Raw genomic sequence first — 13,780 nt, 5'->3', positions numbered from 1 at the left:
AATCAAGATGGCAAACCGAATTTTAGTCGTGGACGACGCTGCGTTTATGAGAATGATGATCCGGGACATTTTGTCCAAAAACGGATATGAGGTCGTTGGCGAGGCTCAGGATGGAGCACAAGCAATTGAGAAATTTAAGGAACTTCGTCCTGATCTGATTACGATGGATATTACCATGCCTGAAATGGATGGTATTGCAGCATTGAAAGAAATCAAAAAAATCGATGCGAACGCTAAAGTCATTATGTGTTCAGCTATGGGACAACAAGCGATGGTAATTGATGCAATTCAGGCTGGTGCCAAAGATTTCATCGTTAAGCCATTCCAGTCTGACCGAGTCATCGAAGCTATCAGCAAAACGCTGGGAGTTTAAGACACATGATGATGGCGCAGGGTGATACTCCTGGAGGAGCTGACATTGGGACCAACTATTATTTTCAGCTTGTATGGGTGATTGTCGTCCTGGCCGTCATCCTGGTCCTTATCGTCTACCTGCTCCGCTTTTTGAACAAACGGAATCAGCAGTGGTTCCGAAGTGGTACAGTCCGTATTTTGGGTGGTGTGGGGCTGGGGCCGAACAAGTCACTTCAGATCATAGAAATTGGTAGCAATGTTTATCTGGTCGGTGTTGGCGAAAATATACAATTGCTAGACAAAATTTCAGATTTGGAAGAGGCACAGAGAATTGTTGATTCATTTGAGAGAGAAGCTTCTTCACAACAGGGAAGCCTTTCACCATTAATCAACAAGTTGGCATCCCGCTTGCGCAAGAAAGAACCACCAAGGGAAATGGAACTTGAGGAAACAGCCTCTTTTCACGAGCTGTTCGAGTCGAAGCTGCGGCAGATGCCTAACCGAAAAGAAAAGATGGACAAGCTCCTGGAAGAAGACAATACTACAGATCGGTCGAGGGATTCATGAAGAAAAAGATTTGGCTAGCATGTTGTTTGATGGGGCTTCTCAGCCTGGCATCTGTGACGGTTGCCTTTGCCGAACCGATACCGAACATCGATATCCAAATCGGAAGCGGAGATGGAGGAACACCAAGTACGAGTTCTCTGTCCATAATACTGTTAATTACGGTGTTAAGTATAGCGCCTGCAATACTGGTGTTAATGACCAGCTTCACCCGAATTGTTATCGTTCTCGGTTTTATACGAACATCCTTGGGGACACAACAAATGCCACCCAATCAGGTGCTTGTCGGTTTAGCGCTCTTCCTGACACTGTTTATCATGTCACCGACGCTGTCTTCTATTAATCAGGTAGCTCTTCAGCCTTATCTCAAAGGAGACATTACGCAAACGGAAGCGCTTGAAAAGGCACAAGATCCCATTAAGAAATTTATGTTCTCCCACACACGGGAGAAAGATCTACTGCTTTTTATGAAATATAATCAGACCGAACAACCAGAAACGTATCAAGATATACCGATCACTGTCATGGTGCCAGCGTATGCAATCAGTGAATTAAAGACAGCATTCCAGATGGGATTCATGATTTTCATTCCGTTCCTAGTCATAGACATTGTGGTTGCAAGTACACTCATGGCTATGGGGATGATGATGCTACCACCGGTCATGATCTCATTACCTTTTAAGATATTGCTATTTGTCCTTGTGGACGGTTGGTATCTTGTAGTGAAGTCACTGCTGCTGAGCTTTAACACATGAGCAGGAAAGTTGAAGGAGGACGGTCATGACTTCAGAATTTATTATAGGTCTGGCCGGGAAAGCAGTATATACGTCGCTGCTGGCCAGCGCACCCATGCTTATACTTGCTCTAGTTGTGGGTCTCATTATCAGTGTATTTCAAGCAACGACCCAAATTCAGGAGCAGACATTAGCCTTTGTACCGAAAATTATTGCCGTACTTCTGGCAGTGCTCTTATTCGGACCTTGGATCTTAAATATTTTGGTAGATTTCACGTATAACATTCTCGATAATTTATACAGATATATAGGGTAGGCTTTCGCACATGGAGACATTGTTGCAAAGTTTTCCTGTCGCTCTGCTTATGTTTTGTCGAATTGCATCATTTTTTGTAACTGCTCCAGTATTCTCAGCTCGAAATGTGCCGAATTCCATTAAGGTTGGTCTTTCGGCATTTGTAACATTAACGGTTTATGTAGTTTATGGCATGAATCAGGAAGTGCCTACCGATCTGAGTTACATTCTGTTGATTATCCGGGAGATATTGATAGGATTGCTGCTAGGTTTCGTAGCCTATCTGATCATGACAGCCGTGCAGACGGCAGGAACATTCATTGACCTTCAGATTGGCTTTGGTATGGCGAATGTATTTGATCCGATGACGGGTGCTTCTGCACCGCTGACAGGTAATTTCAAATATGCTTTTGCTATGCTGCTTTTCCTGACGATGAATGGACATCACTACCTTCTTGACGCCATTGTGTACAGCTATCGCTGGATACCTTTATCCAATGCCTTTTTCATACGATTGGCCGACGGTAGTATTGCTGAGTTTCTCGTTCATACGTTAGGTGAGGCCTTTATGCTTGCCTTCCAAATGTCGGCACCCATTGTAGTGGCTTTGTTTTTGACGGATGTGGGATTGGGTTTCTTGGCTAAAACTGCTCCTCAATTCAATGTGTTTGCTGTCGGTATGCCATTAAAGGTCCTGGTGGGGATCGCCATATTGCTTTTGATGGTTCCGAGCTTCGCCTTTGTATTTAGCCAATTGTTCGAAGCGATGTTTAGATCTATGGAAAAGTTGCTTGGAACGATCGGACAGAGGCCGGGCTAAAGGAAACGGAGGACAGGATTTAAATGAAATTTCAGCTTGACCTTCAGTTATTCGCAGGGGAGAAGACGGAGAAAGCCACCCCGAAAAAAAGGCAGGATACGCGCAAAAAGGGACAGGTTGTCAAAAGTATGGAGATCTCCGGAGCATCCATTCTCCTGTTCACCTTTTTAATCATGATGGTATTCAGTGATTTTTACAAAGAACGCATTGTTCGGTTATTTACAGATATCTTTATGAATCGGCTGAGCTTGGAGATTACCGGCGAGAATGTAATGGCCCTTATGATGCGCTACGGCATTGAAGTTATGCTGCTGCTAGCACCCGTACTGATAGGTGCGGCGGTTGTTGCCTTGATCGTCAATTATATGCAGGTTGGTTTTCTACTTGTGGGAGAAGGATTGAAGCCAAAGCTTGAGAAGCTTGATCCAATCAAAGGTTTCAAAAACATTTTCTCACTCCGTTCATTAGTGGAGTTTGCAAAATCCATTTTGAAAATGTCGATTATCGGTTATCTAGTCTACAGTACGATTACAAGTTATCAATCGGATATTGCTTCACTTTCTCATTTTTCTTTGGATGCCATACTACATTTTTCGGCTTCAATCACCCTCAATCTGGGTGTCAAAATTGCTGTGGCCTTAATGGTACTTGCAGTGTTCGACTATATGTATCAGAAATATGATTACGAGAAAAACATTCGGATGTCCAAACAGGACATCAAGGACGAGTACAAAAAAATGGAAGGTGACCCGCTGATCAAGGGTAAAATCAGGGAACGTCAGCGTCGCATGGCTGTACAGCGCATGATGCAGGAGGTTCCAAATGCAGATGTGATCATCACAAACCCGACGCACTTCGCAGTAGCGCTGAAGTATGAAGGGTCTGAGATGGAAGCACCTCAGATTATTGCCAAAGGTCAGGATTACGTCGCCTTGCGCATCAGGGAGATTGCCAAAGAGCACGGTGTCATTACAATGGAAAACAAGCCGCTGGCACGGGCATTGTTCCAGAGGGCCGAGATTGGCGACGCCATACCGGCTGATTTGTTTCAAGCGGTAGCCGAAGTGCTGGCTTATGTATATAAATTAAAGGGCAGAACGAAATAAAAGGGATCGGAGGCCGTACATTCATTGAAAACAAAAGATATTGCTGTCCTTGCGGGTATCATTGGCATTGTGTTGATGATGATTCTCCCGATCCCAACCTGGTTGTTGGACATGCTGCTTGTTGTCAACATTTCACTTGCATTGATGATATTGCTCGTAGCGATGAACAGCAAGGAAGCGTTGCAATTCTCCATCTTTCCGGCATTATTGTTGATTACTACACTGTTTCGCTTGGCTTTGAACATTTCAACAACGAAGCTGATTCTTGGAAATGGGAATGCGGGGTCTGTCGTAGCAACCTTTGGTAGCTGGATCGCAGGCGGTCAAATTGCTATTGGTTTTATCGTCTTCCTCATACTGGTCGTTGTTCAGTTTATCGTTATCACCAAGGGTTCAGAACGTGTAGCTGAAGTTGCAGCGCGATTTACACTCGATGCGATGCCTGGTAAACAGATGAGTATTGATGCGGACTTAAATGCAGGCTTGATCAATGAACAACAGGCCCGTGAGCGACGTTCCAAAATTGAGAGAGAGGCTGACTTCTACGGTGCAATGGACGGTGCGAGTAAATTCGTAAAAGGAGACGCGATCGCGAGTATTATCATCTTGCTGATCAATCTCATTGGTGGATTTATTATCGGTATGACCGTGCACGGTCTCTCGTTCGCAGATGCGTTGTCCACCTATTCTGTATTAACAATCGGGGATGGATTGGTCAGTCAGATTCCTGCACTTCTGATTTCTACAGCAGCGGGTCTTATCGTCACTAGAGCGTCATCCGAAGGTAACTTGGCAGATGATATTACGGGGCAGTTGTTTACATACCCGACGCTCATATATATTGTAGCTTTTGTAATAGCAATGCTTGGTTTCTTCACTCCAATTCACGCCATTACGACCATACCTTTGGCGGGTATACTGGCTTTTGCCGCATGGAGGATGCAAAATACGCTGAAATCCAAACAAGAGGCAGAAGAACAGATGGAGGAGGAACAACAGATCGAAGAGGTTAGAAGTCCAGAAAGTGTAATTAACTTGCTTCAGGTTGATCCAATCGAGTTCGAATTTGGTTACGGTTTGATTCCTCTGGCCGATAACCAGCAGGGCGGAGATCTACTGGATCGGATTATTATGATACGTAGGCAATGTGCGCTTGAATTAGGGCTCGTTGTCCCTGTCATTCGGATTCGAGACAACATTCAATTGAGACCTAATGAGTATGTCATTAAGATCAAGGGTAATGTGGTGGGTGGCGGTGAATTGCTGCTTAATCATTATCTGGCTATGAGCCCTGGGTACGAAGAAGAATCAGTGACAGGAATTGAAACTACGGAGCCGGCTTTTGGCCTTCCTGCTCTATGGATCGACGAAGTGACCAAAGATCGAGCTGAGCTTGCTGGTTACACCGTTGTGGATCCGCCATCCGTAGTGGCTACCCATCTGACGGAGCTGATTAAGAAACACGCACATGAGCTTCTCGGCAGACAAGAGACGAAGGCGCTTGTGGATAATCTCAGAGAGAACTATGCTGCACTTGTCGATGAACTGATTCCATCGATTTTGGGCATTGGGGATGTACAAAAAGTGCTGGCAAAACTTCTGCGCGAGAAAATTTCCATCCGGGATATGGTCACGATTTTCGAGACACTGGCTGACTATGGGACGTATACCAAAGACCCGGATGTTCTGACAGAGTACGTAAGACAATCGCTTTCCCGTCAAATTACCCAACAGTTCTCCCAAAAAGGTGAAACACTTAGAGTGATCACCGTTGGGCCTGGATTGGAAAAGAAAATTGCCGAAAGTGTACAACAATCCGATCAAGGAAGTTACCTTGCACTGGATCCTGCATCTACACAAAGTGTGTATCAAAAATTGACCGAGCAGGTCAATCGATTAATCCAATCAGGTCAACAACCTGTCGTATTAACTTCTCCAACCATTCGTATGTACCTGCGTCAAGTCATTGAACGTACCATGCAGGACATACCGGTGCTTTCCTATAGTGAGTTGGAACCGAATGTTGAAATCCAAAGTGTCGGAGTGGTGAACTTATGAGAGTAAAACAATATATTGTAGAGACCATGCCCGAAGCTATGCTTCAAATTCGGAAAGACCTGGGAAGTAACGCTGTCATTCTGTCCACCAAAGAAATTAAGGTGGGCGGAATGATGGGAATGTTTCGCAAAAAGAGAATTGAGGTTGTAGCTGCGGTTGAAGAGGAAGATAAAAAAGAAGCCAAGAAGCAAATACAGAACCAAGTTGCGTCAGTACCTCGTTCGTATGTTCCTGAAGCGTACAGGCAAACGGCTCGTTCATTTGTGAACGAAGCCAATCAATCGGAATCAGCTGCCCAGGTTGTTGAACAACGCGCCGATGAAAAACGTAAGGAAACCGCTGCTCATGCTGAATCGATAAACATCGAATCAGATAGAGGGTACGGTAAATTTGAGTCAAGCATGGATTATAAACCGCGACCGGAAGGGGCGGATTTTTCGGGTTCATCGTCTCCTTCCGTGCAGGAACCAAACAAACAGGGCCAACAAGAACTGATGTCTGAACTGAAAGAACTCAAAAAGATGATGACTCAATTATCTAGACAGAATGAATTGGCTGACCCTGTACCTGAAGAGTTTCTTTTTCTTAGAGAGCGGCTGATTAATCAAGAGGTGCGGGCGGAAGTTTTTGAGTCATGGTTTGAAACGGTTCAGACGCAGTTGAATGCTAAAGAGCTGGACGAAAATGAGATTGTTCAATCCGTTCAGAAACAGATTTTAACGTTTCTGGAGGAACGTATCGATGCGGGGATATTGCCTGGCACTCGTATTGTTTATGTTGCTGGACCCACAGGTGTGGGGAAAACAACGACCATAGCCAAACTGGCGGCTGAGCAGATGTTTAAGCATCATCGGAAAGTGGGATTCATTACATCGGATACGTACCGTATATCAGCAGTAGAACAACTTAGAACGTACGCTTCCATTTTGAATGTTCCACTTGAGGTTGTACAGTCTCCAGGAGATACACAACGAGCTATATCTCGTTTGCAGGATTGTGACTTGATCTTCATGGATACTGCAGGGAGAAATTATAGAAACGAATTGCTAGTTTCTGAGTTGCAAAGCCTGCTTGCACCAGTAGAGAACAGTGAAACCTTTCTCGTCATGAGCATGACATCCAAAAGCGCGGACATGTTTGAGATTACCGAACATTTCAGCAAGTACGGGTTGGATAAGATCATTTTCACCAAGATGGACGAAACGGGCACTTGTGGTCCAATGATTAATCTGCTGCATCACTTCCCGTTGAAACTTGCTTATGTGACCAATGGACAGAATGTTCCGGATGACTTGCTCAAACCGGATCCGGCTTCATTGACTAAACAATTGCTGGGAGAACTCGCGAAATGAAGGACCAGGCAGCCTCTCTTCGAAGTTTGGTGTCAGCACCGAGTGGATTGGACAAAACCCAGCGCAGTGGCCGCTCTTCGAAAATCTTAACGATTGCCAGCGGAAAAGGCGGAGTAGGAAAATCCAATTTCACTTTGAACTTTGCCCTTGCGCTGCAAACACTGGGCAGGAAGGTACTCGTATTTGACGCAGATATCGGTATGGCTAATATTGATGTCCTTATGGGCACTTCATCACCTTATAATCTGTATCATTTGTTGTATCGGCAGAAGTCCATACAGGAAATCATTCAGCTTGGTGCGAATGGACTGCCTTACATTGCAGGCGGATCTGGCATGAAAGAGTTATTTTCGTTGTCGGACCGTGATTTGGAATTTTTTGCAGAGCAAGTGGAAATGGTCGCACAGGAAATGGATTATGTCATATTTGATACTGGAGCGGGGCTCTCTCGGGAGAATATGAAGTTTATTGGTGCAGCTGACGAATGTATGATTATAACCACACCTGAACCCACTTCCATAACAGATGCATATGCACTGGTTAAAGTGATGCATGGTCAGGAAAATGCTACACCTTTTCGGATGATCGTTAACCGTGTTGAAAATGAACAGGAGTCGGAACAGGTGGCGGACAAAATAGCAGGAGTAGCCAAGCGTTTTTTGCAAACGGATATCCCCCTACTTGGGTATGTTTCTGAAGATCCGAATGTTGTTAAAGCGGTGAAGAGACAAGTGCCCTACAGCTTGGCTTATCCCCATTCAAAAGCTTCCAGAGATATACAGCGGCTAGCCCTTCGCTATGTGGCTGAACCTGCGGTTAACGAAGTCGGAACCTTGACAGGAATCAGGGGATTTATGAAAAAGTGGCTTAGGAAGACAACATGATTCTTGAAAAAAGGAAACAGAGGTGGACAAAACATGGCGGTGTATCAAGTATTGGTTGTCGATGATTCCGCTTTTATGCGCAAAATTGTCACGGATTTAATTGAAGCTGATCCGGAATTCAAAGTTGCGGCAACGGCTTCAACCGGCAAGGAAGCCATTGAAAAAGCAGTGGATTTACAGCCTGATGTAATTACGATGGATGTAGAAATGCCTGAGATGAATGGGCTGGATGCACTGAAGTCGATCATGCAGAAGTCATCGGTGCCTGTAATTATGCTATCAGGTATCAATGAACAAGGTATGAAGGAAACCATCATGGCGCTTGAGGCAGGGGCCTTTGATTTTATACGCAAGCCTTCCATTTCACATGATCAGGATATTGCTCAGGTAGGCAAGGCCCTCGTCGAGCGGATGCGGGCGGCCATGAACGAAATCAAGCGAAAGGCAGACCGTGAGGAGTCCTTGAAACGGACGAGAGAGATTCAGGAACATCTCTTGCGTCAATCTCAGCGAGTACAGCGTGATGCTCCTGCACAAGTTCACAGAGAACCCGCTCAAAAAAGGATTGATCCTGTTCAGCCAGTTTCACGGCCAAAAAATGAACCAAGTGAGCAACCCCAGTCCAAAGTGCTGCAGCGAAACATGCCGCTGGCGGATCAGAAAAAAGAGCGGTCAGAAAAAAAACTGGAAGCTGCAAAGAGTCCAGATCGTATTCCTAACACAAGAGAAGCTAAGGTGCCTAAACCTATTAAGCCTCTTCCTACTCCGAAGGAGTTGCGAAATGCTGAGCCAATACGGTCGGCAATGGAGCAAACGGCGGCATCCACAAGTCAACCTATACCAAAAGCAGTAACAGGGACTGAAGGTACATTCAACAAAATTGTTGCAATTGGCTGCTCTACGGGAGGTCCAAGGGCCCTTAAAACTTTGCTTGAGGAGCTGCCTGCTGATTTGCCTGCACCTGTCATCATTGTGCAGCACATGCCGCCCAACTTTACAAGGTCTCTGGCACAACGACTGAATACATTTAGTCCGCTGCATGTCGTTGAGGCGGAAGAAGGTATGGTTCTAAAGAAAGGTTCCGCTTATATCGCTCCTGGCGGATATCACATCGTAGTAAGTAAAGCAGCCGATGGAAAGTATATCCTGAAGCTTACGGAGCAACATCCGGTGAATGGCCATCGGCCTTCAGTGGATACGATGTTTGAGTCGTTATTGCCTTTTACATCGCTTCAGCGGCATTTGGTTTTGCTGACGGGTATGGGCAGTGATGGAGCGAGAATGATGAAAAAGCTGTATGAAGCGGGTGTAACGTCTACCTTTGCGGAAAATGAAGAGACCTGTGTGGTGTATGGAATGCCGCGTTCTGCTGTAGAGCTGCAATGCGTACGTCATCTTCTGCCTTTGCAGGAGATCGCCCCAAAACTTGTTCAAGCAGTGAAATAAACGGAGTGTAACTCATGGAGGAGGTGCCTCACAATGGACATGAACCAATACTTATCCATGTTTATTGATGAGTCTAATGATCATCTGCAATCCCTTAACGACAACATGCTTCAACTCGAAGGCAATCCGGAGGATCTGGGTATAGTCCAAGTCATCTTCCGATCTGCTCATACTTTGAAAGGTATGGCCGCAACAATGGGCTTTGAGGATTTGGCATCATTGACACACAAAATGGAGAATGTGTTAGATCTTGTACGTAATGAGAAATTGAAAATGCAGGACTATATTTTTGATACCCTGTTTAAGAGTTTGGACGCGCTTGAATCCATGGTTCAGGATATTACCAGTGGTGGAGAAGGTAAAGCCGATGTTTCCGCAATTGTTGCTTCCCTTCAAGCCATTGAAAGTGGTGAATGGACAGGTGGTGAAACTCCAGCTGCTACAACAACGGCTAAGCCGGTAGAAAGCATTTCATCAGCTGTTGATCTGGACGAATTCCAATATTCTGTTCTGGACCAGTCTATCGCGGAAGGGCATCGAGTTTTCTACATTGATGTGCTTGTTAGTGAGGACAGTCAGCTGAAAGGTGTACGTGCCTACATGGTCTTTGATCTCTTGGAGCGTTCAGGTGAAGTTGTGAAGTCTTTCCCTACGGTTCAGGATATTGAGCAGGAGAAGTTTGAGCGCAGTTTCTCGTTGTATTACATAACAACCAAAGAAGCGCAGGAACTGGAAAAAAGCATTTTAAGCATTTCAGAGATAGAAAGTGCCAAAGTCATTCAGCTGGATCAAGAAACTCTTCAGCAGATGACCAATCAGGCTGCAGCTGCAGTTGAAGCTGAAACAGTCGCAATAGCAACAGCTGTATCACAAGAGATCGCAACTGCGGTCAAAACAGAAGAAAAACCAGCAGCCAAGCCTGCTGCACCAACTAAACAGGCAGCCGCACCTTCGCGTACGATCCGAGTAGATATTGAGCGATTGGATGTACTGATGAATTTATTCAGTGAATTGCTGATTGATCGGTCGCGCCTGGAGCAGTTGGCAAGTGAAACGGGTAATAATGATCTATCCGATACCGTGGCTCATCTCAGCAGAGTCAGCTCAGATCTGCAAAATATCGTTCTCAAGCTGCGCATGGTACCTGTAGATACCGTATTTAACCGGTTCCCACGAATGATTCGTGACCTAGCCAAAACCTTGGATAAAAAAATTGACCTGGTCATTACAGGTGCTGAAACTGAATTGGATCGTACTGTCATTGACGAGATCGGTGACCCATTGGTGCATTTGCTGCGTAACGCTGTGGACCACGGTGTCGAATCAATCGCAGAACGTGTTGCTGCCGGAAAACCGGAAATGGGTACAGTTAACCTTCGAGCTTTCCACAGTGGCAACCATGTTTTCATTGAGATTGAAGATGACGGCAAAGGAATTTATCGTGAGAAGCTTTTACAAACAGCCATTAAACGCGGTGTCGTGACGGAAGAACAGGGTGCGAAGATGAGCGACGATGAAGTTAATCAACTTTTATTTGCTCCTGGTTTCAGTACAGCTGACAAAATCTCGGATATCTCTGGTCGCGGAGTAGGTTTGGACGTTGTAAAATCCAAAATTACTTCGCTTGGCGGTAATGTAACCATTCATTCCATACCAGGCAAAGGCACTAATTTCTCGGTTCAACTGCCATTGACGTTGTCAATTATCGCTGCAATGCTTGTACGCGTAGGTTCTGAGAAGTATGCGGTTCCGTTGTCTTCTATCGTGGAGACGGCCATTGTGCAGCGTGAACAAGTTCGAAACATTCATGGTAATAAAATGATTACGTTCCGTGAATCCCTCATTCCGTACTTGTCGCTAAACGAAGTGTTTGGTGTACCTGATTTCAACGATGAGGATGAGTCGGAAACGGAAATCGTTGTCATCCGCAAAGGAGATCGTCTAGCAGCGGTTTCCGTGGAAGAGTTTATCGGACAGAGCGAGATTGTTCTCAAATCCATGGGAAGCTATCTTCCTTCCATTGAAGGAATCTCCGGAGCAACCATCCTGGGAGATGGACAAGTAGCTCTCATCGTTGACCCTAACGCATTTATTAAATAAGCAACTAAGCCTTACACTTATAGGGAGGTTTTATTCATGGAAGAATTGAAAGTCATCGTCTTTAAACTAGGATCTGAAGAGTACGGTATTGAGGTTGAAAAAGTTCAGACGATTGAACGCATGATGCCGATTACTCGTGTCCCTAAGACATTTTCCTTCGTAAAAGGGGTTATTAATCTTCGCGGGGTTGTTATCCCTGTTATCGACTTGCGTGGTCGTTTTTCTCTGCCAGAAACAGAATATACGGATCAAACTCGAATTGTCATTGTAGCTGTAGGTGACATGCAGGTTGGATTCATCGTTGACGCAGCCAATGACGTCATTGACATTAAGAGCAGTGCAATTGACAGTCCGCCGGAAGTGGTGGGTGGAGTCAAAGCGAGATATCTGCGCGGAGTGGCTAAATTGGAAAATGAGCGTTTGTTGATCATGCTTAATCTGCATGAAGTATTGAATAAAAGCGAAGTTGTACAGCTGGAAAGTGTCGAGGGCTAACACGTGGAGATGTTCAACCGATTTGAGGGATTCCAAATGGATGTGCTCAAAGAGGTCGGTAACATTGGAGCAGGCAACGCCGCAACGGCGTTGTCTCAACTTCTAAATAGACCGATTGACATGGGTGTGCCGACAGTACAGATGCTTCCTTTCGAAGAAGTAGCCGAAAAAGTGGGCGGGGACGAACGAATCGTGGTGACTGTCTTTTTACGTGTTGAAGGCGAGGCGCCAGGTAATCTGTTTTTCATGATGACCCCGGAGGCGGCCAAAATGCTGCTGAACCGGCTTGCTGGTTTTGATCTGAAGGAAGGTCTCATGTTTACGGATATGGAACAGTCTGCGTTATCAGAAATCGGTAATATTCTGGCTGGATCATATCTTTCATCACTTGCAGATTTCACCAAGCTGTCGATGTATCCAACGGTTCCCGGACTAGCCATTGACATGGCAGGAGCAATACTCAGCTATGGGCTGCTGCAATTTGGAGAAATGGGAGACGATGCACTTTTGATTGACACATCGTTCTTCGAAGGAGAAGATCAGGTGGAAGGTCAATTTTTCCTGATTCCCGATCCATTGTCATTTGCCAAGATATTTGAATCTTTAGGGGTGCCTCTGGATCATGATTGAAGAAAAAAGCGTCGTTAAAGTCGGTATGGCGGATTTGAACATTGCTCACCTTCCTGGCATAATCCGCACGACAGGGCTTGGTTCTTGTGTGGGGTTAACGATGTATGATCCGCATTTGAAGCTGGCTGGAATGGCGCATGTGATGCTTCCTTCTTCTGAGATTGCAAGAGAAGGAAAATTGAACACAGCTAAATATGCGGATACGGCGTTGCCTGAGTTATTAGAAAAGATGTTAAAACTCGGTGCTTCTCGTTCACGTATCGTGTCCAAAATGGCAGGTGGTGCTCAGATGTTTGCTTTTTCAGGAGCTGGAGATACCATGCGTATTGGGCCGAGGAATGCGGAATCTTGCCGGGAATGGCTACAAAAGCTTAATATTCCTCTTCTTGCTGAAGACACTGGTGGAAATTATGGCCGGACCATTGAAATGGACTGTGAAACAGGGATTTTAAATATTAGAAGTGTACAAATGGGTGTAAAGGAATTATAAAACTATGATAGGAAACTACCGCATTAATCTTGGAGCAGGCATAGTCGGATTTATTCTGACTTTTTTTGTAGCATACAGCAGCAATTTGTTGATGACCAGTTTAATTCGCGGGTTAATCGGATTCGTAGCCTGGTACGCCCTTGCTTTTGGTTTGCGCTGGGGGCTGGGGTTGCTGCTGACCCCGTCCGCAGGAAGTAAGGGTTTCGATTATGATACCCAAATTGGTCCAGAAATGAGAGGTTCGCAGGTTGACATTAAACTCGAAGACGATGGACAAGAGCTAAACGACTTGCTCAAGAATGGACAGAACGCCTCCTCTGGGGAAGAGATTCCGCCATCCGAGACGAAAGCTCCAACGGGTTTCGCCCCATTGGATCCGCCTAAACTGGTCCGGACCAAGGATCCGGAAGAATTGGCGCAGGCCGTTCGTCACCTGACAGACAAATAAGGAG

Annotated in this window: 15 protein-coding genes; all 15 read left to right on the top strand. The window is 45.4% G+C overall.

What is annotated here, in order from left to right; translation table 11 throughout:
* The first annotated feature begins 7 nt into the window (after positions 1-7).
* From CHI14_RS07510 to CHI14_RS07440, 15 genes are read left to right on the top strand one after another with little or no spacing between them, the layout of a single operon-like run.
* Positions 8-373, top strand: coding sequence for a response regulator (locus CHI14_RS07510; RefSeq protein WP_095287820.1), 366 nt, complete (start codon positions 8-10; stop codon positions 371-373).
* 11 nt (positions 374-384) lie between these two features.
* On the top strand, positions 385-921 hold the full coding sequence (locus CHI14_RS07505) for a flagellar biosynthetic protein FliO (RefSeq protein ID WP_249281048.1): 537 nt from the start codon (positions 385-387) through the stop codon (positions 919-921).
* Positions 918-1,673: a flagellar type III secretion system pore protein FliP gene (gene fliP, locus CHI14_RS07500; protein ID WP_095287818.1), complete on the top strand. Its 756-nt coding sequence runs from the start codon at positions 918-920 to the stop codon at positions 1,671-1,673. Before CHI14_RS07505 ends, fliP begins: the two co-directional genes overlap by 4 nt.
* A gap of 25 nt (positions 1,674-1,698) precedes the next feature.
* Positions 1,699-1,968 (top strand): flagellar biosynthesis protein FliQ, encoded by a 270-nt coding sequence (gene fliQ, locus CHI14_RS07495; RefSeq protein WP_024630226.1) that lies wholly within the window; start codon positions 1,699-1,701, stop codon positions 1,966-1,968.
* A 10-nt stretch (positions 1,969-1,978) separates the two neighbouring features.
* The gene (gene fliR, locus CHI14_RS07490; RefSeq protein WP_095287817.1) at positions 1,979-2,767 is read left to right on the top strand and encodes a flagellar biosynthetic protein FliR; all 789 of its coding nucleotides are present in this window, start codon (positions 1,979-1,981) and stop codon (positions 2,765-2,767) included.
* A 23-nt stretch (positions 2,768-2,790) separates the two neighbouring features.
* Positions 2,791-3,873 carry a flagellar biosynthesis protein FlhB gene (flhB, locus tag CHI14_RS07485; protein ID WP_095287816.1) on the top strand — a complete coding sequence of 361 codons (1,083 nt, stop codon included), beginning with the start codon at positions 2,791-2,793 and terminating at the stop codon, positions 3,871-3,873.
* 24 nt (positions 3,874-3,897) lie between these two features.
* Positions 3,898-5,931 (top strand): flagellar biosynthesis protein FlhA, encoded by a 2,034-nt coding sequence (gene flhA / locus CHI14_RS07480; protein WP_095287815.1) that lies wholly within the window; start codon positions 3,898-3,900, stop codon positions 5,929-5,931.
* Positions 5,928-7,283, top strand: coding sequence for a flagellar biosynthesis GTPase FlhF (flhF, locus tag CHI14_RS07475; RefSeq protein ID WP_095287814.1), 1,356 nt, complete (start codon positions 5,928-5,930; stop codon positions 7,281-7,283). Before flhA ends, flhF begins: the two co-directional genes overlap by 4 nt.
* Positions 7,280-8,167 carry a MinD/ParA family protein gene (locus CHI14_RS07470; RefSeq protein ID WP_095287813.1) on the top strand — a complete coding sequence of 296 codons (888 nt, stop codon included), beginning with the start codon at positions 7,280-7,282 and terminating at the stop codon, positions 8,165-8,167. Before flhF ends, CHI14_RS07470 begins: the two co-directional genes overlap by 4 nt.
* 33 nt (positions 8,168-8,200) lie before the next feature.
* The gene (locus CHI14_RS07465; RefSeq protein WP_095287812.1) at positions 8,201-9,613 is read left to right on the top strand and encodes a chemotaxis-specific protein-glutamate methyltransferase CheB; all 1,413 of its coding nucleotides are present in this window, start codon (positions 8,201-8,203) and stop codon (positions 9,611-9,613) included.
* 33 nt (positions 9,614-9,646) lie between these two features.
* Positions 9,647-11,713, top strand: coding sequence for a chemotaxis protein CheA (locus tag CHI14_RS07460; RefSeq protein ID WP_095287811.1), 2,067 nt, complete (start codon positions 9,647-9,649; stop codon positions 11,711-11,713).
* A gap of 36 nt (positions 11,714-11,749) precedes the next feature.
* Positions 11,750-12,208: a chemotaxis protein CheW gene (locus tag CHI14_RS07455; RefSeq protein ID WP_095287810.1), complete on the top strand. Its 459-nt coding sequence runs from the start codon at positions 11,750-11,752 to the stop codon at positions 12,206-12,208.
* A gap of 9 nt (positions 12,209-12,217) precedes the next feature.
* The gene (locus CHI14_RS07450) at positions 12,218-12,838 is read left to right on the top strand and encodes a chemotaxis protein CheC (protein WP_095287977.1); all 621 of its coding nucleotides are present in this window, start codon (positions 12,218-12,220) and stop codon (positions 12,836-12,838) included.
* Entirely contained in the window at positions 12,831-13,328 is a 498-nt protein-coding gene (locus CHI14_RS07445; RefSeq protein ID WP_095287809.1) for a chemotaxis protein CheD, read from the top strand. Before CHI14_RS07450 ends, CHI14_RS07445 begins: the two co-directional genes overlap by 8 nt.
* A gap of 4 nt (positions 13,329-13,332) precedes the next feature.
* Entirely contained in the window at positions 13,333-13,776 is a 444-nt protein-coding gene (locus CHI14_RS07440; protein ID WP_095287808.1) for a hypothetical protein, read from the top strand.
* The last annotated feature ends 4 nt before the right edge of the window (positions 13,777-13,780 follow it).

Source organism: Paenibacillus sp. 7516 (assembly GCF_002272715.1).
GTDB classification, from domain to species: Bacteria; Bacillota; Bacilli; order Paenibacillales; family Paenibacillaceae; genus Paenibacillus; species Paenibacillus illinoisensis_A.
Note: the sequence above shows the minus strand (reverse complement) of the source record. Positions and strands in the feature narration are given on the sequence as shown.